Source organism: Corallococcus sp. bb12-1 (assembly GCF_026626765.1).
GTDB classification, from domain to species: Bacteria; Myxococcota; Myxococcia; order Myxococcales; family Myxococcaceae; genus Corallococcus; species Corallococcus terminator.
This window is the reverse complement of record NZ_JAPNJZ010000001.1, coordinates 441,582-463,673: the sequence shown is the minus strand read 5'-3', so window position 1 is coordinate 463,673 and position 22,092 is coordinate 441,582. Positions and strand designations below refer to the sequence as shown.

Below are 22,092 nucleotides of genomic sequence, written 5' to 3'. Positions count from 1 at the left end.
AGTTCCGCGTGGAGGGGAGCGGTCAGGTGACGCGGGCCTGGCCGTTCTCTCTTTCACGTCGCTGCGAACGGACCCACCTGCGGGAGGCATGGAGCCCACGCAGCACGCCCCGCAGGGCGGGCTGCTGACTGGCCAGGAGGAGCAGGTAGCTCCACACCGAGCTTCCGCGACGGTTCAACAGGGCATGGGCGAACGGCGTCGCTTCCTGGTCGATGTAGCTGGGGACGTTCTCGAACCACTCGGAGCTGCTGCGCGCCGCGAGCTGGATGGCGACCAGGGCGGCGCGCCGCTCTTCGTCATACGCCTGGAGCGCGGAGGGCAGGTGCGTGTGTTCCCGCAGCTGCCGGGCCAGCGAGATGGCATCCTGCATGGCCAGCTTCGTCCCCGAGCCAATCGAGAAGTGGGTGGTGTGGGCCGCGTCGCCCATGAGCACGATCTTGTCTTGGTACCATCGCTCGTTGGTGATGCGTTTGAAGTGGAGCCACGGCGCCTTGCCCAGCCCTCGCAGCTGGTTGAACAGGGAGTGGCCCACGAGCTGGCGCTTGAAGATGTCCTCCAGTTTCCGGAGGGTCTCGTCCGGCCCCATCGTGCCGAAGCCCAACGCGTCCCAGGTCGCCTGCTGGCACTCGACGATGCAGGTGCTGGTTTCGGTGTTGAAGCGGTAGGCATGGAACCAGAGCCAGCCGGCGGAGGTCTCCGCGAAGGCGAAGGTGAAGGCGTCGAAGACCTTGTTGGTCCCCAGCCAGATGTATTTGTTCTTGCCCTCCTCGACCCGGGGCTGGAAGTGGCTGGTGTGTTGTTGGCGGAACCGGCTGTTGACGCCATCGCAGGCGACGATGAGGTCTGCGTCCGCGAACGCGGAGAGGTCCTGGACGTCGCACTGGTAGCGGATCTCCACCCCGAGCCCCTTCGCCCTCCGGGTGAGGATGTCGAGCAGGCGGTCGCGTCCCAGGCTGAACCCATACGCGCCAATGCGGGTCGCCGTCTGGCCGCGGAGGTGCACCTCTTGCGTGTCCCAGCGAGCCGCTTCCGCGTCGATCTCCCGCGCGCTCACGGGGTCGTTCCGGTAGAGGTCGCGGAGCAGGTCGTCCCAGAACACGACGCCCCAGCCATACGTCACCCCGGGCGGGTTGCGCTCGAGGATGGTGACGTCGTGCTGGGGGTTGGACAGCTTCGCGAGGATTGAGAAGTACAGCCCCGCAGGGCCTCCACCCACACATGCGATCTTCATGGCATCCCCTTGCCCGCTCCCGGTACCGGGCCCGCGAGCGACGGGCCCTGACGGACATGGGGGGCATGCTACGGGTCCAGCAGGGGTTCGGATGCTGTTCGAAAGAGCGAGCCAGCATTCCTGACAGGACAGAAGGGGGTGGTGGGACTGCCTGCCAGTACGGCTCATCTGTCGACTCGCCGGTCTCGGAGTTCATCTCCGGGCAGATGTCGGGAAGGACCTCCTTCTTCACCGCTCGGCGACACTCTCCGTACCCGTGGCGGATTGTTCGAAGTTCATCGTCGCAGGCACCCCCGCCGCGACCACGGGGGGCGACGTGGACCTACGACTCCACGGGTGAGCCCTGGGCGACTCACAAGCCCGGAAGCTTGATGGGATCCACGCAGGAGATTTTGATGACGTTCTCTCCCTTCTTGTAGGTCGTGAGGACCTTGGGCTTGAACGTTTCCGCGACACTCACGTTAGTGTCATGCCCCATCAAGCTCAGGAACAGCCGTTTGACGGGATTGGGATTGGGCACGCTGACCATCTTGTTGAGGTTCTTCACCTCCGAGCCCGTGGTCTTATCGCAGATCCCCACCAGGGTACTGAGCGGCGGTGCTGCGTCGATGTACATTCCAGCCGAAGAGATGGCATGGAAGATCTTCACGTCCCCTTTCTTCGCCAGCTCATCAATGCGTTTGCGAAGCTGCTCGTAGCCGTACTGCTCTGAATAGTCCTTGCAGATATGGGTAATCAGGATCAGGGTCGACTGGTCCAGGGCGTCAAACAATTCGATGACGTTCGTGCTCCGCGACGAGGAAACCATCGGCTTCACCCACTTGAGGTGCCGGTGCTCCTCAAGGAAGAACTTCTCGTACTCGTAGGGAATGTTCTTTTCCGTGATGAAGCACCGGTTCGAGCCCGTTCCTCCGCGAATCGAGACCATCCGGTTCGCGAAGCTCGAATCCTCGTTGTACACGGCGAAAGTTCCGAACATCGAGATGACATTCTCCGGATAGGACGCGTGCCTTTCGAGCATGTCTTCCTCGAAGGCCCGCGCATAGATGGGAGGCATCGGTTTGTCAGAATAGAAAGAGTACTCGGGAGTTATCACGACATGCATCGTGGATGGCGAGCCGCGCGCCTCTTGGGCTACGACCTCTTCGATGACTTTTGAGAGTGACTCCCCGGTCTCCAGGATCGCCTTGAGATCGGTCGGGTTGTTCTTGAGGGAAGAACTCTCGACTTTGACCGTGTAGAACTTGAGATCTTGATACTGGCGAATCTGCTGCTTGAAGAGAATTCGCTGCTGCACCTGCCACTTGACCTGGCTGTCCTTGCTCGATCCAAACAAGACATAGTTGCAGATCTGTAGGCTTTTTTTGGAGATAAGCTTTTTCATTATGAGGAGGCTCGCGCTTGATGGGTTGTGGTGATGGGAGACAGTCTAATCTTCCCAGTCATGATAAGACAGGCACTGGAGGAGTGGTCCGATTGGCAGGCGCGAGAGGACGCCAAAGGTCGTATGCCCTTCGACCTTGTCTTGGACGTCAGCTCAGCTCCTCGAACAGGGGCCATGCGCGGCCCTGGCGCTTCGCGCCACGTCACCTGGGACTCACCTCGATGACGATGGCGTTGCCCTCGGCCGTCTTGCCCGTCACGGTGGCCCGGTGCCCACCGAAGTCCCCATCCTCCAGGTAGTTGCCGGCGGCCGTAGGACCCCAGGCCTTGATTGTTTGACGCCGACACAATGAATTGCTCCGCTGCCAGCGCGCGAATCACAGGAGCGGACACCGCCCTCCCCATGCGCGAATGCTCGGGTGGTTTGACCGGGCGGAGCGCGCTCCCTACGCTGCCCGACGTGGCATTCAACCCCGAGCGACTCCTCAATCGCCGCGTCTACCTTTTCCAGGGGCCCTTGCAGGAGCTGCTCCGGGACCTGGAGGGCCTGAAGAACCTGGGCCAGATTCACAGGGTCCGCTCCTACGCCCATCGCGTGCGGGGGCGGTGGCTGCTGCTCGGCTGCGTCTCGCTCGCGTTCCTCCTGTCGTACCTGTCGCCCCGGTCCGAGTTGCTGGCCGAGCACGTGAGGGACGACGTGCCCATCCTGCTGGGGGTGTTGGGGTTCACGCTGTGGATCCTCCAGAGCCTCCGCGGCTTCTTGCTGCTCCTGTACAAAGACATCCTGCAAGAGCGCCGCTCCGACCTGGCGCTCGTGCTCATCCACCGCCTCCAGGTGGACCTGGAGCCTGGCGCGCTCGTGGGCCTGAGGCTGGTCCTGGACGCCTCCGACCTGGAGGTGAAGCGCGTGCGCGAGCGGCCGCAGGGGCGATGGACCGTGAAGGACTACGTCGATCCGTGGCTGGCGTTCCAGGGCCGGCTCCGGGATGGCACGCGCCTGCGCCTGACCGCGGTGGAACGCGTGCGGACGCTGTTCCGCTGGAAGGAGAGCAAGAACGGGCTGAAGTTGAAGCCGAGGACCCGGGTGCGGTCCTGCTCCACCCGGCTGCGGGTGATGCTGCGCGTGAAACCGAAGCGCTACCTTGGACTCAAGCCGCTGGAGGACGCGGTGCGCCTGCCCCCGGACGTGACGCTGGAGCGGCTGCGCATCTCCCAGGACCGGTTGGACCTGCGCGTCGTGATGGAGGGCGAGCACTGGGTGGCTCGGGCTCCCCCCGAGGGCACCCCGGCCCCCGCGCCGCGGGGCATGTCCTGGCCGCCGCGCGAGACGACAGGCCCTCGAACCAATGCGTCCCGCGTGGTGACGATGCTGCTGCTGAGCCTCTACCAGACGCTGGGCGCCACGCGAGCGCGCGAGAAGGCGCGGCGGGCGCGCCGGGGCTCGCTGGCGGTGTGACGGACTCACTTCGGCACCCGCTGAGCCCTGTAGGGGGCGCGGGCGGCATCGCGTGTCCGGACTCCGGGAACGCTCGTGTCAGCCTGCGCAGGGCAGCTTGACGCGCCTGGGGCGCGCGCTGGAGTCCTTGCGCTTCGTGCCGAGCTGTCCTTCGGTGCCGCGGCCCCAGCACCAGACGGAGCCTTCGGTGGTGAGGGCGCAGGTGAAGGCCTCTCCGGCGGTCAGCGCGACGACCTGGCCTGTCAGCCCCGACATGCGCACGGGGGATGTTTGCGTGCGAAGTTCGGAGCTCCCGCTCTGGCCTTCTGTGTTCTCACCCCAGCAGAAGACCTTCCCCCCACCTGCTCCGCCCGGGGTGCGCGCGCAGGTGTGACGGAAGCCAAACACCACCTCCTCGACAGGGGGGAGCAGTCCCTTCATCTCCACCGGCACCCTGGTGAGCGCTGGGGAAGGCGCCTCCATCAGCAGGTCTCCGAAGCACCAGAGCGAGCCATCCTTCTTCCAGGCGCACGTCTTCTGGTAGCCCGCCGTCACGCGCACCACCTGGCTCATCCCGGGGATGGGGGCGGGCACGGAACGGGTGTGGGCCTCTCCCAGTCCCAGTGCGCCGTATTCGCTGCGCCCCCAACACCACAAAGAGCCGTCGCGCAGGGCCGCGCACGCGTGGCTCATCCCGGCGGCGACGGAGACCACCTCCCCCGGAAGCTGGGAGACCCGGGTCGGCCCCGGGTGGGGTGTGGCATCACCTGTGCCAAGCTGGCCGCTCTCGTTGGCCCCCCAGCACCACAGCGCCCCATCCCGCCGGAGCGCACAGGTGAAGCCGCCACCCCTGGCCACCTGGACGACCCCCGGAGCGGACTCCTCCCAGCGGGTCGCGGAGAGCCCTTCGGGTGGGGGAGGCCCGAGCAGGCTCCAGCACGCCAGGGAGCCATCGGTCACCCCGGCGCACTGCGCTCCATGCAACTGCGTGGCGCCCTCCAGGTGCTGGACGCGCACGGGATGTCCGCCCGGCTCCCCGTAGGCTGCTTCGGAGGCGTCCAGGTTGCCCCCCGCGCAGTACGCCGCGCCGGTGGAGGTCCTCACGCACGCGATGTCGTGTTCCATGCTCAGCTCGACGGCGCTTCCCGCCAGCAGCGGCAGCGGTGAAGGCCCCCGCGGGTCCTGGGCGTTCTCCCCGGTGCCGTGGGCTCCAGGCGGGTGGGCGCCCCAGCACCAGGGCGTGCCGTCGCGAAGGAGCGCACAGGCCGAGCTGCCTCCCGCGGCGATCTGGGACACGCAGCGCTTTTCCCGCACGGGCTCTTTCGTGGGGGGCGGACCCAGGCGGTGCTTCAGGTGGCCACTGCGCATGCGAGGACCTCCGGAGCCGCCCACGAACTCCACCCACAGCTCCACCTGTTGTGGTGTCTCCAGGAGGTTCCAAAGCTCCGCGTCCCTGGAGTCCTCCGTCGGCCTCTTGACGACGTGCTTCAGGGAGAAGCGCTCGCGGAGCGTCTCACCGGGCTCGAGGTTCACCGGCCCATGGGGGTGGATATCGGTGAAATCGCCTTGAGCGCCAAGGGGGTAGCTGAAGACGCGCCCGTTGGCGGTGCGCAGATGGAGCAGGGTGAAGGACGTCCAGCGCACGGTGTCGCAGGCTTGGGCGGAGAGCTGTTGGGGGGCGGAGGTCGCGTTGTGCGCCAAGGCCTCGAGCTCCAACTCGGTGGGCAGTGGGCCGCTGCCCGGGACGATGGCCAGTCCAAGCCGCACCCCCTTCACCGGGTTCCCCCACGCCACCTCCTCCGCCAGCGCGGGGCTGGCGATCAGCAGGAACAGGGTCCCCAGCAGGCAGCTCACGCATGCTCTCGGCACGTAAGTCCTCTCGGCGGTTGGCGCGCATGAACGGTACGCCCTGTTCGTTCCAGCACGCGTTGACAGCTCCGGCTAGATGAACGGGCGGGGAGCCTTCAAGTTCTATCTTCCGCGCCGGGTCGGTGCGCGGCGTAGACTCCCGGGCGTTCATCCCCGAGCGTGTTGCCGCTCTCTTCCTGGGACCCGGTCATGAGACGCAGGTGGACTCCCGCTGGTATCGCCACGATGGCCGTGCTCGTCCAGGGGGTGGGCTTGTCGGGCTGCTGCCCGGGCCCGCGGCAGTACGGTGCGGGGCTCCAGGCCTTCGCGAAGGCGCGCGTGGACAATCACATCCTCGCGGTCCTCCGCCTGGATCGAACATTGATTGCCTTTCCGCCCGCACAGGATGAAGGGACGCGGGTCGCCAGTGGGAGCGTGTCGGTCATCGAGACTTCGCTGGAGGTGGAGTTCCCACCCGGGCAGGAGGGGCTGCGCGTGGCCGGGCTCATGATCCGGGATGGTGAGGGGTGGGTGGTGAGCCGGCAGTCGTTCGGGCAGGAGCAGGTCGTGCGGGCACAGACCCTGCGCTCCCGGCTTGAACTCAAGGGGCGGGAGGGCAAGCCGTTGCCGCCGGGGGAATACACGGTGGAAGCCCTGCTCTTCAGCGCTTCGGAGGGAGAGCCGACCGTGGTCCAGGCGCGGTTCCGGCTCGCCTCCTGTGCGTTCTACTGAAACATGCCCTGAAGAAAGACATCCTGCCGCCCCGCGCCGTGGCTACGGAGGGGGCAGTGGCTGCCAGTTCGGATCAGGCCAGACAAAGGGATTTCCACCCGAGCCCGGAGCCGGGTTGCCGAAGTACTGCTGGCAGCCTTCGATGTTCGAGGAGGCCCCCAGTATTTCCCAGAAGCCAGGGCAGACATCCCGGGGGATTCGCGTGCGGCAGTCCGCCATCGTCTGCTCGCCCGCGCCGGGCTGCGCGTAATAGGCGCTCACGAAGTCCCACGCGATGCGCTGGAGGGCCTGGACGGTCGCCGCGTTCTGGCCAGGAGGCACCAGGGCCCCTTCGGGCGACTCCCGGAACACGGCCGCATGGTGGACCGCGGCCATGTAGTACGCCCCCAGGGACGTCAGGTGGACGTTGTCGCTGAAGAGCACGTTGAGCTTCTGCGAGGTCGAACCGCTGATGCCGGGCACCTCGTTCGCGATGACGCGCTCCACCAGATGGACCAGCGCCGTGCTCCCCGGGAGCGCCAGCACGCGGTCCGCCCGTCCATCGGCCTGCAACGTGAGGTTCACCTTGGAAGACACACACTCCCAGGCAGCCCGAGCGTTCTTCTCATAGGCAATCCACCGAGCCGGGTTGGCTTTATCGACTTCCAGCCACGTATGATAAAAATAGGTAACGGCTTGTGGATTCCCAGCAATCAAGCGGTCATGGAAGTGCCGCAAGTAGCCGATGCTGTTCTCCCACTGGATGGTGCCCAGGAGGTCATGCCGCTCGGTGATGAGGAGGGTGTCGTATCGCTCTCCCTGGCCCAGTGTCTGGGGAGACAACAACTCCTGGACCACGTTCATGCTGCCGCCCACGCGGTTCTTGCCCGAGCGGTATCCTTCCCATCCGCCATTGCCCCAGGTCCTCACCCGGAGGGGTGAGCCAATCACATTCTGCTGGTTCCAGTTGAAGTCCTTGCCTTGACTCGTCGCGATGTCATCGAAATGGTCGGGCATGGGATTGTCGAGCAGGCTGTGTCCGGAGAAGAAGACCCGGGCGCTCGTGATGGGGGGCACCCCCGCGTCCGGGCTGCCCGCATCCGGGACGCCCGCGTCATCGTCATGAGGCCCGGCGTCTGGCTTCGCGCCGCCGTCGTCTCCGGGAGGACGCACGCCTGAATCGGGAGTGCCAGGGAGTCCTTCCACGGGAACGTCCTGGCCCAGCTGTCCGGTGCATGCCAGCCAGAGGGAGACCACCAGGAGTGCGCACAGCCTCGGTCTTGATTCGTTCACGGTCCAGGTCCTCATCGCGGAAATGACGGCTTCATTCCTCCCACCCGACAGCCTCGTCTGGTGGCGGGTGCAGCCAGCTACCTGACTCCCCTATACGTCAGGGATGCGCCTCCTGGGGAGCGAGTCCGGCGCGACGAGAGCCCGGATCCACGCGGTCTGCTGGCAACGTGTCATTGATGGGGCCTGCCCGCGGCAGCCATTCATGGAACTTCCAGGAGGGTGTCCTCCACCGAGCGCGACAGCTCACGCCACTTCAGCATGGAGCGGCGGAAGTGCTCCTCCGGTGGCTCTTCGATTCCGAAGGTGTGGAGCAGCACGGGGCCCTGGTAACCGGCGCGGCGCAAGGGGAGCAGGTACCGGGTCCCCACGTCGAGGTCGCCCCGGTCGAGCGGCTGGATGACTTCGGACCAGCCGGGAGCGTGCGGGTCGAACTCGCGTGCGGCGCCGTGGATGCTCACGAGGGCGAGCTGGGGCGCGGCGGCTGCGATGAGGTCCTCCAGCCGGTCCCGGTTCCCCGCCCGGAGTTCGTGACAGAGATGGAGCGAGGTCTTCAAGAGGGGACGGTCGACCGCTGCGAGCAGGGCAAGCGACTCCTCGACATTCTCGATGGCCTCGCCGTCATGGGGGTACAGGACGACGTCCACTCCGCGCGCGGTGGCCAGGTCCACCACGTCGCGGACCGAGGCGACCATGGCCGCCTTCGCGTCCGGAGGGCCGCTCAGGATGAGCCAGAGCGCCGTCCGCTGAGGGGCGAGCACCGCCAGCATCCCGTCCAGCGCCTCACGATCCCAGGCCGTGTTGAAGGGCAGGACGAAGAGGACGGCGGGAAGGCGTACCCGTCCCGCCATCACCGCGGGCTGGGTGGCGTAGGTGTCGAAGGCTTCACGGCCCGGCCAGAACAGCGTCACCCCGGCGTAGCCGAGCGAATCGAGCAGCTCCACCTGCGCGGCGACCGGCCGCGACTCCAGCGTGAAGTTGAACGCACCGAGCGGAGCGCCGGGTGGCTCAGGACGCCGTGACTCGCTGCATCCCAAGGCGGCCATGAGCAGCACGGGCGCGAGCCATTGCGGCCACGGGCCCCCGTTGGAATCGAAGGTGCTCGCCATGCCAGCCTCGGTGTGAGCTGTGTTCTGACGATACCCTGAGGGATGACGACGCTTGTTATGAGAAAACATGGGGGCCTGGGTATTCAGACGAGCGCGCTTCCTGTTTCACGCAACACCTTGAACAGCCTGTCCCGATTCAGGTGCTCCTGGGCGAAGGCCTTCACCTCCGCCAGCGCGGCCTCCCGACAAGGCCTCGGACGCCAGCGGGCGGTCCGAGGCCTCATCCTGCGCCCCCCGGTCCTCCGGGCGCGGGCGGCCGGGGGCCTAGTTACAGGGCGCGCCGCAGAGTCCAGCACCGCGGGCCTGACATTGCGCATGGCCTGTGCAGAACAAGCCATCACCCGTGCAGCAGCCGAGCAAACGCGCCGACTCTTCCGAGGTCTCGGCCGGAACCGCGTTGCTGGGGGCAGTCGATACGAGCACTGGCTCTTCAATCACCGCGGAAGAGGGGACAGCCATTCCCACCACGAAGGCGAAACTCAGGGCGACTCCGGAAACGAGCTTGCGCAGCATCTGGGGCTCCTTGGGTTGAGAGGCATCTGGAAGCGTACTTCCATTGCAATTCCAATCCAAGACACCACGTTGGATGAAGCCCCTCAGCTCCGGTTTGCGATGGGGGTGGTTGAGTCTGGATGTATTTTGATGGGCGGAGTGGATGGCGCGCTTCGATGACGTGCAAGGACTTGTCGGCCGGGGAGCGATGCTTGTAGAGGTGGAGCGAAGCGACCGCGCCCTCCGCGTCTGGCTACCGCGAAGGGCGCTGCCGGTGCCCGTCTGGAATACGACGTCGGGACGGGCAGCACGGGATTGCTGTCGAATCAGAAGCGGGCGAGGAAGGCGTCGTAGCCGCCGGCGTTGGTGTTGCCGCCGAGGCTTCCGAAGGTCCGTCCGACGACAAAGGTGTTGCCGGAGGCGTCCACGGCCACGCCGTGGGCGATGTCCGGGCCCGGTGTTCCCAGGGTGCGGGTGCCCAGCCTGGTTCCCAGCGCGTCGTAGCGGGTGAGGAAGGCGTCGAAGGAGCCGGCGGGCGGGTTGCCGTCGAGCGCGGTGGAGGTGTAGCCGACGAGCTGCACGACGTTGTCCGCGGTGACGCAGACGCCGAACGCGTAGTCGGTCTGCGCTCCGCCGAGCATGCGGCTCCAATGGCGGTTGCCGGCGCTGTCGTAGCGGGCGAGCAGCACGTCGATGGTGCCGTTGTTGGTGTTGCCGTCAAGGCTGCCGAACGTCTCGCCGGCGAGATAGACGTTGCCGTCGGGGGCCACGGCGACGCCCTTGGCGTCATCGAGGTCGCCCGCGTCGATCTGCCGGACCCACTGCTGGGCGCCGAGGATATTGACCTTGAGCAGGAAGATGTCGGTGCTCATGGGCGTGGTGGTGCCGTCGAGGCTGCCAGAGGTGTTGCCGACGACGTAGACCTCGTGGGTGGGCGTGACGGCGATGCCGCGCGCCACGTCGCTCGTGGAGGTGCCGTACTGCTGGAGCCAGTACGGGTTGCCCGCCGTGTCGTAGAGAGCGACGACGATGTCGTAGTTGTTGGGGTTGCCTCCATTGGCGAAGCTGCCGCCGGTGTAGCCGGCGAAGTAGAGGGTGTCGTCCGCGCCGATGGCGAGACCGGTAGCGAAGTCGTCCATCTGCGTGCCGTTCTGGCGCAGCCACAGGCGGTTGCCGGCGGCGTCGTACTTGGCGATGAAGTAATCGACGCCGCCCGCGTTGGTGTAGAAGTCGAAGCCTCCGAAGGTGATGCCGGCCACGTACGCGTTGCCGTCCGCGTCGGTGGCCACGGCGGTGGCGCGGTCCACCTGCGCGGTGCCGAGCTGGTGGACCCATTGGAGGTTGCCGGCGGTGTCATACCGGGCGATGAAGGCATCCTGTCCGCCGGCTTGCGGGTCGGCGCCGAGCCGGCTGGTGGTCTGACCTGCCACGTAGACACTCGTGCCTGAGACGGCCACGGCGTTGGCCTGCTCGTCACGGTTGGCGCCGAGCTGGTGCACCCACGATGGGGGGGGGACCTGCGCCTCGGCGACGGAGGGGGCGCTCGCGGCGCAGACGACGCTGGCGAGTCCGAACATGCTCAAGAGGGGGTGTTTCATCACGTACTCCATTTCTCAGTGGGGGGACTGAGCCGTGGCGCCGGGAGGACACCTGTCATCCGCTCCGGGAACAAATCTGTTGCCACGGCACCATTGCAAAACCACGAGAAACGGACGCGCGGAAGATGGGTAGAGAAAGACACATCTGGGGTGGCCCCTACGCCGCGCGATTTCGCTCGCGGAAGAAGTCGATGAACGCTCGGAGCTTGAGCGGCATCTGCTGACGGTTGGGGTAGTAGAGATAGAACGGCTCGCGACGCAGCGCGTGACGCTCCAAGACATGCTTGAGCCTGCCGGCGGCCAGGTCGCTCGCCGCGAAGGATTCGAAGACATACGCGAGCCCGTTGCCTTCGACAGCGGCGCCCAAGACCCCTCGCATCTCGTCCATGACGAGGTGCCCACGCACCGCGGTGGTCACGGCTTTACCGCGCTCCAGGAGCGTCCACTCGAGCCAGCGGTCGTTGCCAAGTCGCTGGCGGATGCAGTCGTGGGACAGCAGATCACCGAGCGCCTTGGGCGTCCCTGCGTGAGCCAGATACGAGGGGGCACCCACCACGATCAGCCTCTGCGGCCCGCTTAGCTGAACGCCTACGACGTCGCGCTGCAACCCGCGACCCGGGCGGATGCCCACGTCGAAGCCTCGGGCAACGATGTCGCTGGCCACGTTGTCGATGGATACGTCGAGTTGTACGCGAGGGCAGGCGCGGATGAATCCGCGAAGATGGGGCTCGAGGAGCATCTTCCAGGCAACGTGGGAGGTGTTGATGCGCAGCGTGCCGGCCGCTTCTCTCGTGCCTGCCACGGCCTGCTCGACGCCGCTGCGCAGTTGCGCGAGCGCCGGGCCCACTGAGGTCGCCAGCCGCTGCCCGGCTTCCGTCAGGGCGACACTGCGCGTCGTGCGATGAAACAAGCGAACATCGAGCGTGGCCTCGAGTTGGCCAATCAGCTTGGACATCGCCGTGGGCGTGATGCCCAGCTCCGCCGCGGCCCGAGAGAACTTCAAATGCCTGGCGGCGGCCTCGAAGCCCTGAAGCGCATGGAAGGGCAACGGATTCTGAACCATGGGTTCAGAGTCTAGGTCGGATTGAGTCGATTATCGCCGCAATCATCCGAGGCTATCCCTCCCTCACGTCACGGCATGAAGCCGCGATGACAGCCGGACGGAGACCGCACCATGTCGCTCACCCAATTGCCGATGCACAAAGAGACCAGCCCCTTTGCCAGCATGCGCGGCCACCACGTCGCCCTGCGGGTTCCCGACTTCGCGGTGGAGCTGCGCTGGTTCGTCGAGGTCCTGGACTTCCGCGTGGTGCACCAGTGGCCGTACGAGGACCAGCAGCTCGCCTACGTGGCGCCCGCGGCGGATGATGGGTTCTTCGTGGAGATCCTCGGCGGCGGCTCACCGAGCCCGATTCCGCGGCCGAGCTACCGTGACCTCGGGGACAGCCTGCGGCAGGGAGGGCAGCACCATTTCTGCCTCAACGTCGTGGACATGGACGCCACCGTGGCCGAGCTGCGCCGCCGCGGAGTCACGCTCGTGACCGAACCGTTCGTTCTCCCGGTGATCAACCGCAAGCTCGCATTCATCGCCGACCCCTTCGGCAATCTCATCGAGCTCGCGCAGGTGTTGTGAAGCCAGCGCCTGGGAGAAATGGGAGCGGGCCCGCTGCTTCCTGGAGGGCGTGTCGCCGTGAAACAGCAGGGCGAGGGTAAAGGCCCCCGCCCCGCATGGCTCCAGTCCCGGCCTCAGTTGCAGGAGGTCAGGATCGGGCCGACGACGATGCACCTTCGCGAGGCCTGGTCATTGGCCGGGTTGGGGTCCGTCGGGGTGCTGGCCGTGCGGCGGGCCGTGACGGTGTAGGGCAGGCCCATGGTGAACAGGTTCAGGGGGACGGTGAAGAACCGGCTCTGCGTGGCCCCCGGAGCGATGGCGCCGAAGCCGCAGGTGACGTTTCCAGCGCCCGGCGTGCACTGGCCGGGCGAGGCGGCCAGCGGGGCTGGCAGCGACGCGGTGACGGTGGCCATGTCGAGCGGCTCGGGGCCGTTGTTCGTCACGGACACGTCGTAGCGGATGCTCGGGTTGAAGAGGCTGAGGATGGGCCGGGCCACCAGGCGCACGGCGACGTCCGCGACGACTCCGGTCGTGTTGAGGAACACGACGGCGGTGTTGGACAGCTCCTTGGTCACGACGATGTCCGGCCTGCCATCCCCGTTGAAGTCCGAGGTGCCAGCGACGGAGACGGGCAGGGTGATACTGGTGGGCAGGGCCACCGTCGGGAGAGGCCCAGCAGTCCAAGGGGCAGCAGGGCTGGAGTGATGCGACGGGAGGCGCGGGTGCGCTTCATGTTCCGGAGTGTCCTGGCACGTTGGAGTCACAGCGGAGTGGCGCGCCTCAACGTGCGTCTCGCGTCCCAACGGGGGCTTGTCCCGAAGCGCGAACCGTCACGTTCTGGGGGGCGGGGGTCCAGGACTGCTGTCGCGTGGAACTCCGGTCCAAGGGACTGGCGTCCACGGCTGGAGGTCTCCGTGTCGTGATGCAAAGGGCAAGATTCTCCAAGTGCGCGGGGCCGGGCGTGACTACGCTCTCGCCGCGTCACGACGGCCTGGGGCGGATACCCTCCTGGATGCGGCGACGGTCGGAGGGAACGAACGATGACGGCCACGACGGTCATGCGGTGCGATTCACTCTCGGTGTTCGACTACCGGTGCCACGCAGGGCCCGGCGACACGCCGTTCACGGAGCTGCACACGGGCTTCTCCATCGCCTATGTCCGCAAGGGGAGCTTCGGCTACCACACGCGAGGAAACGCGTTCGAGCTGGTGGCGGGCTCGTTGCTGATTGGCCACCCCGGTGACGAATACCAGTGCACGCACGAGCACGTGGTGGGCGGCGACGAGTGCCTGTCCTTCCGACTCTCGGAGACGTTGGTAGACGCCCTCGGCGGGCGGAGGGAGGTCTGGCGGACCGGCGCCATGCCGCCGCTGCCCGAATTGATGGTGTTCGCCGAACTCGCGCAGGCGACAGCGGAAGGCCGGCGCGACCTCGGGCTGGATGAGCTGGGAGTCCTGCTGGCGGCCCGCTTCGTGGACCTGGCTTCCGGAAGGAAGCGCAAGCCGCTGGATGCCGGGCCCCGGCATCGCCGTTGCGCGGTGGAGGCGGCGCTGTGGTTGGACGCGCACTCGCACGAGCCCGTCGTGCTCGAACGGGTGGCCCGGGAGTTCGGACTCAGCCCGTTCCATTTCCTGCGGCTCTTCTCGAAGGTGCTGGGCGTGACGCCGCACCAGTACCTGGTCCGCTCGCGGCTGCGCCACGCGGCACGGCTGCTGGCCGGGGACACCCGCTCCATCACGGACATCGCCTTCGACGTCGGCTTTGGTGACCTCTCCAACTTCGTGCGCACGTTCCACCGCGCCGCGGGCGTCCCTCCTGGTGGCTTCCGTCAGGCCGCGCGGAAGGAGCGCAAGTTCCTCCATGTCGGGCGCGCGGTGCCCTCCCTGGGATGACGGTCATCACCCAAGGAGAGCAGTGTGTACGACCCCGTCCGTCCTGGCGTGCGCGCCGACGACAGCCCGACGTACTCCGCCGCGTTCCTGCTCGACCCGGACGGCAACAACGTCGAAGCGGTCTGCATACGCTGAGGTCTTCAAGGTCGTGAGGTCCGGCCGTGAAGCCACGGGCCAGGAACCGACGCTGGACTCCCGCGCCAACGGGAGATGAAGCGGTTCTGCGCTGCACGCAGGTCACCGAGAGTTCGGAGCCTGTCCAGACGGCATGGCACGACAACTTCCTCTGCCTGCCTCCGGACTCACCGCTCGTCTCCGAGTGGTCCGAACAGGGCGGGGTGGTGTCACCAGGGGCGCTCGGGCTTCAGGCGGTGGAGGCCGGACCCGGCACCGGGTTCGAGGACCGTCAGGTCAACACAAGCCCCATGTTGGTCCTCCCGTGAGCGGAACGACGACTGCCATGCACTCACGGTGGCTGAAACATGCTGTAGCAGGACTGTTACAGAATTCTTGCAAGGCGCTTATCACCTCCTCCTCGTATTTTTCTCGACTTCTTGGTAATTGAGGTTGTGAAAAGGAGCCGGGAGAATGCGCACTTTGAACAAGCTTTCAGTCGCGGTGGTGTTGGGTCTGCTGCTTGGCGGCTGCGGCGTCACGGACCTGGGCGGAGAAGACGTCACCCGTCAGCTCGAGCAGGACTTCGGTGGCCCGAGCGCCCTCATGGACTTCTTCGAGAGCCACACGGAGGAGGAGATCCGGGAGGCGCTGACGGCCTACGGCGTCGGGTACGTCACCCACGGGAACGTCACCGCGGCCGTGATCAGTGACTGCCCGAAGTTCTTCCCGTCGAGTGACCGGAGCAAATGGCACAACTTCGACGGCGAGTACTACTTCATCGACAGCGTGGGCCGTCCGAGCCGGGCGTACAAGGACCTGCCTCGGATCGCCGCCGCGCCGCGCCTCGACTCCTGTCAGACGAGCGTGGGCCAGTGGGGGGACGCGGAAAACCCCAGCAACGACTACGACGGAGGACACCTCATCGGCTCACAGCTCGGGGGCTGGGGGGGGCGGGCGAACCTTGTGCCTCAGGATGCCAACTTCAACCGTGGCAACTGGGTGCAGCTCGAAAACAAGATGGCCAAGTGTGGGAGCCTGCCCAGCGGCCGGTTGCGCTATTCCATCGGTGCGAACTATCCGAACTCCACCGCGCTCATCCCCAACAACATGACGATGGAGTTCACCAACCAGTCCACGGGGAGCGCAGTGTCCATGTCCTTCTCGAACGTGGATGGCGGCGGGTCGAACGGCACGAACGAGCGGACCCGTGGCGTGAACTGGCTGTCGAGCCAGGGGTGCAACTAATAAGCCTCTGGATCAGGATGGGCTCGGACCTGGTCGTGTCCGGGCCCCATGCCGGGGGGCAAGGCGGTCCCGGTCTGAAGTCGGGCCGCCCCGCTTGATGTGAAGGGCTGGCATGGGCCGGAACCTGCATCGTTCAGCCCGTGGGCTGGAGCGGAGACGTGCCGGACGCGGGCCCGAAATCCTCCAGGGCGAGGCTCGCGTTGGCGAAGAGCTGGGTCCACAGGCCGTGGAGGTGTCCGTTGCGAAAGCTCGTGGCCTCCTCACGCAACTTCTGGAGTTCTCCCCGCGCCTGTTGCTGAAGACGCCGGAGTGCTTCGGTGCGCGTTGTGGAGCTGACCCGCTGTAGCAGCGATGCAGGCACCAGCCATGCCTTCAGGCGTCCCTCCCGCTCCGCCGCGAACTGGATGGAAGCATCTGTCTCGCGCCAGGCGAACAAGCCCTTCAGGGGATACGTATCGAGCAGGAGGAAGCCATGGCGGTGGGCCTTCTCCCCAACTGGAATGTGGATGTCCTCGACGATGAGCAGGAAGCCGTCAGGCCGGAGCCGCCGCGCGAGTGCTGAACCGGGCCCGAGAAGGGAGGGCCACTGGCTCGGCGCAATTTCGTGCAGGACGTTGCAAAGAATCGCCACGTCGATGCTGGCTGCGTCGAGTTGAGCCTCCAGCTCGGCGTATTGCATGAAGTGCCGCTCGGTCGATGCGCCCGCGCCGTAGACAGCGTCGATCAACGAGGTGCAGTGCTCGGGGTCGGCCGGGGACGCGTCGAGGGCGCGGTAGTCGATCGCCTCGGCGAACGGTTGATCCTCGGTGTGGGCTTCGTGCAGCGCCGCAAGCAATCGGCCCTTGCCCGCTCCGAAATCCAGGATGCGGAGAGGCCGGTCGGGGCGACGGAGCTTGAGGATGGCATCGCGGATCTGCCGCAGCTGCGGGTCGTCGCCGCCAGTCATGACGACGGTCGGAGCCAGAAGACAATCCGCCGCGAAACGATTGCTCGCGAGCTGCGCGGGCAACTGGAGGAATGCCTCCAGGCGTTCGCGGCCGTACGTGTCTCCGAGCAAACCGGCGAGCACGTGTTCTGGTTCCTTCCCGGCCCACGTCGCATGACCCTCGCGGACGAACCAGAGGGATTCGGTCGGCGCCCACGCGAGCACAGGTAACGAGTGGGTCGCGATCCAGAGCTGTCCGTTCGGTGTCGCCTTGCGGAGCGTTTCGAGAACGTCGATCACTGCCGCTGGGTGCAGATGGGTCTCGGGCTCGTCCAATAGAAGCACGGCCTCGCTCAGCTTCGTGCCTTGCGCGTGTAAGGCCACTGCGAGCTGTAGGAGGAGGCGCTGGCCATCGGAGAGCCCAGCGCTCGGGATGGCGCGGCCCCAGAGGGTAGGCGCGCTATCGTGGTTCCTGCCTAGATGCTCGCCGAGGAGCTTTTTGATGTCGTCGCGAAGGCGCTGGTACTCGCTTGTCGCCTGTGTTTTCTCAACCTCGCTGGAGGTCACCAGGGGATGGGTCGCCTGGAACCAGCGGTCCTGCACGTTGCTGATATAGGCGAGACAGCCGTCTCTCAGAGGTTCGAAGCCGATCCCCTGGCGTACTTGGTCGGCATCTGAGATGGCTTGATTCCGGGCCCGAGCGAAAGGATCCACGAACTCCACGGGCCGGGGTACGTAGTGATGGACTGGCTTGTTGTCCCGCAGGCTCTTGAGTTCAACCTGGGTGGTGAGCGCCAGACGTTTCTCGTGAACTTCAATCCAGTACTCGTTGTTTTGGATCTCGATGTGAATCGACGGACCACGCGCTTGGGATGTAGTGGAGAGGTTGACTCGCAGTTGTTGTCGAGCTCGCTGTCGGTCCTCCACCTGCACCCGAAGGAGTTTCTGCTCTGCAGGCAAGGGATAGTCCACGACGGCTCTGTGAACAGACTGAAGGAGCCGTGACTTACCGCCCCCATTTGGTCCCGCGAGCACCACCACGGAGCCCAGCCGGCCCATGGTCGTCCGTTCCAGGCCCAACTCCTGGTAGTTCTTGGGAAGGTTCACTGCCGTGATTTGCATCTGTCCTCCGGTAGAGCCAACGGGCAGGCATTCTTCCTACCCGTGATGAGCGCGGACTTCAGCATCCCCGGTGCTTCCGTTACGGGTGCGCCTCACGAGATTCACGGCCTCTTCGCTCCGAGTGCGAAGCTCGGGTCATTTCTGCTCCAGCTGACGGGCAGAACCGAAGAGGGGCGGGCGCCGTGACTGGACCGAGCCGGCCTGTTTCTCAGTCCGATGCGGGAGCATGGGCGCGGCGGTCCGGACGGACGCAAGGGGCAGAGCGCGTCGCGTGCGCAACAGTGGAAACGCCCGGGGCGTTCAGGCGTATGCAGCGCGACGGTAGACCATCGCATCCGGGCCGTCCGCCGGTTAAGCCTGGGAACTCGACTTCCAGGGTGGGACCCTCCAGGGACTACATGCTCAGCTCGACCCTTCACGACACCGCCCCCTCGCCTTCCTTGAGCGCGGTGGGCCGCGCGCTTCCGCCGCACTACGCCAGCCAGGAGCAGCTCATCGCGGCGCTGCGCGCCGTGTGGGCGACGAAGCACTTCAACCTGGAGCGCCTGGAGGACCTGCACCGCAACGTGCAGGTGGGCGGCCGGCATCTGGCGCTCCCGCTGGAGGAGTACCCGGCGCTCGCGACCTTCCAGCAGCGCAACGACGCGTGGATCCGCGTGGCCACGGAGCTGTCCGAAACCGTGGCGCGCCAGGCGCTGGAGCGCGCGGGCCTGACGCCGAAGGACGTGGACCATGTCTTCTTCGTCACGGTGACGGGCATCGCCACCCCCAGCGTGGACGCTCGGCTGGTCAACCGGATGGGCTTTCGCGAGGACGTGAAGCGCACGCCCATCTTCGGCCTGGGCTGCGTGGCGGGCGCGGCGGGACTGGCCCGTGCATCGGACTACCTGCGGGCGTTCCCCAAGCAGACGGCGCTGCTCATCGCCACGGAGCTGTGCTCGCTGACGTTGCAGCGCGAGGACCTGTCCATCCCCAACATCATCGCCTCCGGCCTCTTCGGCGACGGCGCGGCGTGCGTGGTGCTGCGGGGCGCGGAAGCTCCGGGCGCGACGGGGCCGCGCGTGGTGGGCTCGCGGTCCGTGTTCTACCCGGACACCGAACGGGTCATGGGCTGGGACGTGGTGGACACGGGCTTCAAGGTCGTGCTCTCCGCCAAGGTGCCGCAGTTGGTGAAGGAACACATCCGGGGCAACGTGGACGGCTTCCTCGCGGAGCACGGGCTGACCCGCAAGGACGTGCGGCACTGGGTGGCGCATACCGGCGGGCCCAAGGTGCTGGAGGGCTTCGAGTCCGCGCTGGAGCTGGAAGCGGGCGCGCTGGAGCGCTCGTGGAAGTCGCTGCGCCAGGTGGGCAACCTGTCCAGCGCGTCGGTGCTCTTCGTGCTGGGCGAGACGCTGGAGGAGGCGGGCGCGAAGCCGGGCGACTGGGGCGTGGTGATGGCCATGGGACCGGGCTTCTGCGCGGAGATGGTCCTGGTGCGCTGGTGACGGGCACCCAGGCGTTGTTCGCGGGCTTCATGGTGCTGCTCATCGCGGAGCGGCTGCTGGAGCTGGTGCTCTCCAAGCGCAACGCGGCGCGGGCCTTCGAGCGTGGCGGGGTGGAGACGGGGCAGGGGCATTACCGGTTCATGGTGGTGTTCCACACGCTGTTCCTGGTGGCGTGCGTGGCGGAGGTGTTCGGCCTGCACCGGCCCTTCTGGGGCACGTGGAGCGTGGTGGCGCTGGTGGGCGCGGTGGTGGCGCAGGGCTTGAGGTACTGGGCCATCGGGACGCTGGGGGACCGGTGGAACTCGCGCATCATCGTGGTGCCGGGGCTGGCGCCGGTGACGGGCGGGCCGTACCGCTTCCTGCGGCATCCGAACTACGTGGCGGTGGTGCTGGAGTTGTTGTGCGTGCCGCTCATCCACGGAGCGTGGGTGACGGCGGTGGTCTTCACGGTGGGCAACGCGGCCCTGCTCTTCGTGCGCATCCGCGCGGAGGAGGCGGCGCTCGGCGCGATGTATTCCGAGGCGTTCGCCCACCGTCCCCGTTTCATTCCGGAGGTACGCCGTGGCTGACACCGTGACAGAGGTGATGGCGGAGATCCGCCGCATCGCCCGCGAGGAGCTGGAGTTCGAGGGCGTGGTGGAGCCCTCGCACGACCTGTTGCGCGACCTGCATCTGGACAGCCTGGGGCTGACGGTGCTGGCCGTGGGCCTGGAGAATCGCTTCCGGGTGATGCTGTCGGAAGAGGACGCGCAGGGCGTGCGCACGGTGGAGGATTTGTCGCGACTGGTGGCCACGCGGGTCGCCGCGTCGCGGGTGGAAGTGGAGGCCCAGCCATGAAGGGGCCTGTCCTGCCCGCGTTGAAGCACGCCACGGTGAACGCGATGCTGAAGGCGACGTCGCACACGTCGCTGGGGCTCGTGTTCGTGGACGCCTCCGAGCGTGAGACCTCCCTGCCCTGGGCCCAGGTGTACCGGCGCGCGAAGCGGGCGGCGGCGGGACTCGCGCGGCTGGGGGTGAATCCGGGGGACCGGGTGGCGCTGCTGCTGCCCACGTCGCCCGCGTTCATGGATGCCTACTTCGGCACGTTGCTTGCGGGCGCGGTGCCGGTGCCGTTGTATCCGCCGGTGCGGCTGGGGCGCCTGGACGAGTACCACCGGACGACGTCGCGCATGCTCCAGGTGACGGGCGCGGTGGCGGTGCTGACGGACATGCGCGTGCGGCTCCTGCTGGGGCCCAGCGTGGAGACCGCGCGGCCCCGGTTGGGGTGCCACACGGTGGACGCGGTGATGCACGGCGACGAGGACCTGGAGGTGGAGGTGGCGCCCGATGCGCTGGGGCTCATCCAGTTCTCATCCGGCTCCACGGTGGCGCCGAAGCCGGTGGCGCTGACGCACGGGGCGCTCCTGGCGCAGGTGGCGGCGCTGGAGGCGGCGATGCCGGTGGCTCCGGGCGTGACGCCGGTGGGCGTGAGCTGGCTGCCGCTGTACCACGACATGGGGCTCATCGGCTGCGTGCTCGCCGCGCTGTACTATCCAGGCAGCCTAGTGCTGATCCCGCCGGAGACGTTCCTGGTGAAGCCTGCGCTGTGGTTGCGGGCGCTGTCCCGGCACCGGGGCTTCGTGTCGCCAGCGCCGAACTTCGCCTATGGGTTGTGCTTGAAGCGGGTGAAGGACGCGGAGCTTCAGGGCGTGGACCTGTCGGGCTGGCATCACGCGCTCAACGGCGCGGAGCCGGTGTCCGCGGACACGCTGCGCCGGTTCGCGGAGCGGTTCGAGAAGTGGGGCTTCTCCTCGCGGGCGCTGCGGCCGGTGTATGGCCTTTCCGAAGCCTCGCTGGCGGTGACGTTCCCTCCGGCAGGGCGCGGCCCGCGCGAGCTGGGCGTGGATCCGGACGCGCTGGCGCGCGAGGGATTGGCGCACGACGGGACGCGGACGCTGGTGAGCGTGGGCGTGCCGGTCGCGGGCTTCGAGGTGCAGGTGCGCGGCGAGGATGGCGCGGAGCTGCCGGAGCGCAAGGTGGGGCGCGTGTTCGCGAAGGGGCCGTCGGTGATGCGCGGCTACTTCGAGGACGCGGAGGCGACGGAGCGCGCGCTGGGGGACGATGGCTGGTTGGACACGGGAGACCTGGGCTTCGGCGCGGACGGGGAGCTGTACCTGACGGGCCGGGCGAAGGACCTGGTCATCATCCGGGGCGCGAACCACGCGCCGCAGGCCTTCGAGGAACCGCTGGGCGCGGTGGAGGGCGTGCGCACGGGGTGCGCGGTGGCGCTCGGCTTCACGCCCGAGGACAGCGAGGACGAAGCGTTGTTGATCCTCGCGGAGCGCGCGGCGCCGGGGAACGAGCAGTCGGTGGAGGCGGATATCCGCTCCGCGGTGGTGACGGCGACGGGCGTGCAGCCGCACACGGTGCGCATCCTGGAGCCGGGCACATTGCCGCGCACGTCCAGCGGCAAGCTGCGCCGGGGCGAAGCGCTGCGGCGCTATCTGGCCGGCGAGCTGACGGCGCCGAAGAAGATGGGCGCGGTGGGGATCGCGGTGGAGATGGCGAAGAGCGCGCTGGCGATGGTGCGCGCCGAGCATGACTCGTGATGGGGCA

General features: G+C 67.1%; 20 protein-coding genes. 9 read left to right on the top strand and 11 right to left on the bottom strand.

From position 1 onward, the window contains the following. Window positions 1–22: 22 nt before the first annotated feature. The 3 genes from OV208_RS01905 to OV208_RS01895 form a co-directional block, all read right to left on the bottom strand. A complete protein-coding gene (locus OV208_RS01905; protein ID WP_267572058.1) occupies window positions 23–1,231 on the bottom strand; it encodes an FAD-dependent monooxygenase in 1,209 nt (402 codons plus the stop codon). Window positions 1,232–1,583: 352 nt separating this feature from the next. Continuing rightward, a complete protein-coding gene (locus tag OV208_RS01900; RefSeq protein WP_267572057.1) occupies window positions 1,584–2,615 on the bottom strand; it encodes a hypothetical protein in 1,032 nt (343 codons plus the stop codon). Between the two features lie 202 nt (window positions 2,616–2,817). Further along, entirely contained in the window at window positions 2,818–2,964 is a 147-nt protein-coding gene (locus tag OV208_RS01895) for a hypothetical protein (protein WP_267572056.1), read from the bottom strand. A 110-nt stretch (window positions 2,965–3,074) separates the two neighbouring features. Between OV208_RS01895 and OV208_RS01890 the strand changes: the two genes are divergently transcribed. Next, entirely contained in the window at window positions 3,075–4,070 is a 996-nt protein-coding gene (locus OV208_RS01890) for a hypothetical protein (protein ID WP_267572055.1), read from the top strand. 78 nt (window positions 4,071–4,148) lie between these two features. Here OV208_RS01890 and OV208_RS01885 read toward each other — a convergent pair whose 3' ends face one another. Continuing rightward, window positions 4,149–5,903 (bottom strand): RCC1 domain-containing protein, encoded by a 1,755-nt coding sequence (locus OV208_RS01885; protein ID WP_267572054.1) that lies wholly within the window; start codon window positions 5,901–5,903, stop codon window positions 4,149–4,151. A 204-nt stretch (window positions 5,904–6,107) separates the two neighbouring features. Here OV208_RS01885 and OV208_RS01880 point away from each other — a divergent pair, with 204 nt between their 5' ends. Further along, entirely contained in the window at window positions 6,108–6,629 is a 522-nt protein-coding gene (locus tag OV208_RS01880; RefSeq protein WP_267572053.1) for a hypothetical protein, read from the top strand. A gap of 42 nt (window positions 6,630–6,671) precedes the next feature. On the opposite strand, the gene OV208_RS01875 is transcribed toward OV208_RS01880, so the two are convergent. From OV208_RS01875 to OV208_RS01855, 5 genes are all read right to left on the bottom strand, one after another. Next, complete coding sequence (locus OV208_RS01875; protein ID WP_267572052.1) at window positions 6,672–7,814, bottom strand: hypothetical protein; 1,143 nt, start codon at window positions 7,812–7,814, stop codon at window positions 6,672–6,674. Between the two features lie 287 nt (window positions 7,815–8,101). Further along, window positions 8,102–9,007 carry a sugar phosphate isomerase/epimerase family protein gene (locus OV208_RS01870; RefSeq protein WP_267572051.1) on the bottom strand — a complete coding sequence of 302 codons (906 nt, stop codon included), beginning with the start codon at window positions 9,005–9,007 and terminating at the stop codon, window positions 8,102–8,104. A 264-nt stretch (window positions 9,008–9,271) separates the two neighbouring features. Beyond that, the gene (locus OV208_RS01865) at window positions 9,272–9,520 is read right to left on the bottom strand and encodes a hypothetical protein (protein WP_267572050.1); all 249 of its coding nucleotides are present in this window, start codon (window positions 9,518–9,520) and stop codon (window positions 9,272–9,274) included. Between the two features lie 305 nt (window positions 9,521–9,825). Continuing rightward, entirely contained in the window at window positions 9,826–11,097 is a 1,272-nt protein-coding gene (locus OV208_RS01860; protein ID WP_267572049.1) for an SBBP repeat-containing protein, read from the bottom strand. Window positions 11,098–11,254: 157 nt separating this feature from the next. Continuing rightward, a complete protein-coding gene (locus OV208_RS01855) occupies window positions 11,255–12,160 on the bottom strand; it encodes a LysR family transcriptional regulator (protein ID WP_267572048.1) in 906 nt (301 codons plus the stop codon). Between the two features lie 111 nt (window positions 12,161–12,271). Between OV208_RS01855 and OV208_RS01850 the strand changes: the two genes are divergently transcribed. After that, entirely contained in the window at window positions 12,272–12,730 is a 459-nt protein-coding gene (locus OV208_RS01850; RefSeq protein WP_267572047.1) for a VOC family protein, read from the top strand. 113 nt (window positions 12,731–12,843) lie between these two features. Here OV208_RS01850 and OV208_RS01845 read toward each other — a convergent pair whose 3' ends face one another. Next, on the bottom strand, window positions 12,844–13,368 hold the full coding sequence (locus OV208_RS01845) for a hypothetical protein (protein ID WP_267572046.1): 525 nt from the start codon (window positions 13,366–13,368) through the stop codon (window positions 12,844–12,846). Window positions 13,369–13,749: 381 nt separating this feature from the next. On the opposite strand from OV208_RS01845, the gene OV208_RS01840 reads away from it, so the two are divergent. Next, the gene (locus OV208_RS01840) at window positions 13,750–14,601 is read left to right on the top strand and encodes an AraC family transcriptional regulator (RefSeq protein WP_267572045.1); all 852 of its coding nucleotides are present in this window, start codon (window positions 13,750–13,752) and stop codon (window positions 14,599–14,601) included. A gap of 588 nt (window positions 14,602–15,189) precedes the next feature. After that, complete coding sequence (locus OV208_RS01835; protein ID WP_267572044.1) at window positions 15,190–15,963, top strand: DNA/RNA non-specific endonuclease; 774 nt, start codon at window positions 15,190–15,192, stop codon at window positions 15,961–15,963. 133 nt (window positions 15,964–16,096) lie between these two features. Here OV208_RS01835 and OV208_RS01830 read toward each other — a convergent pair whose 3' ends face one another. Continuing rightward, window positions 16,097–18,010, bottom strand: a complete 1,914-nt coding sequence (locus OV208_RS01830; RefSeq protein ID WP_267572043.1) for an AAA family ATPase — start codon at window positions 18,008–18,010, stop codon at window positions 16,097–16,099. Between the two features lie 398 nt (window positions 18,011–18,408). Between OV208_RS01830 and OV208_RS01825 the strand changes: the two genes are divergently transcribed. Genes OV208_RS01825 through OV208_RS01810 form a run of 4 tightly spaced genes read left to right on the top strand, consistent with a single transcriptional unit; the run spans window position 18,409 to window position 22,085 of the window. Then, entirely contained in the window at window positions 18,409–19,497 is a 1,089-nt protein-coding gene (locus tag OV208_RS01825; protein WP_267572042.1) for a type III polyketide synthase, read from the top strand. Further along, entirely contained in the window at window positions 19,491–20,066 is a 576-nt protein-coding gene (locus tag OV208_RS01820) for an isoprenylcysteine carboxyl methyltransferase family protein (RefSeq protein ID WP_267572797.1), read from the top strand. The genes OV208_RS01825 and OV208_RS01820 overlap by 7 nt, the downstream gene beginning before the upstream one ends. Further along, entirely contained in the window at window positions 20,059–20,334 is a 276-nt protein-coding gene (locus OV208_RS01815; protein WP_267572041.1) for an acyl carrier protein, read from the top strand. Before OV208_RS01820 ends, OV208_RS01815 begins: the two co-directional genes overlap by 8 nt. Then, window positions 20,331–22,085 (top strand): fatty acyl-AMP ligase, encoded by a 1,755-nt coding sequence (locus OV208_RS01810; protein ID WP_267572040.1) that lies wholly within the window; start codon window positions 20,331–20,333, stop codon window positions 22,083–22,085. The genes OV208_RS01815 and OV208_RS01810 overlap by 4 nt, the downstream gene beginning before the upstream one ends. The last annotated feature ends 7 nt before the right edge of the window (window positions 22,086–22,092 follow it).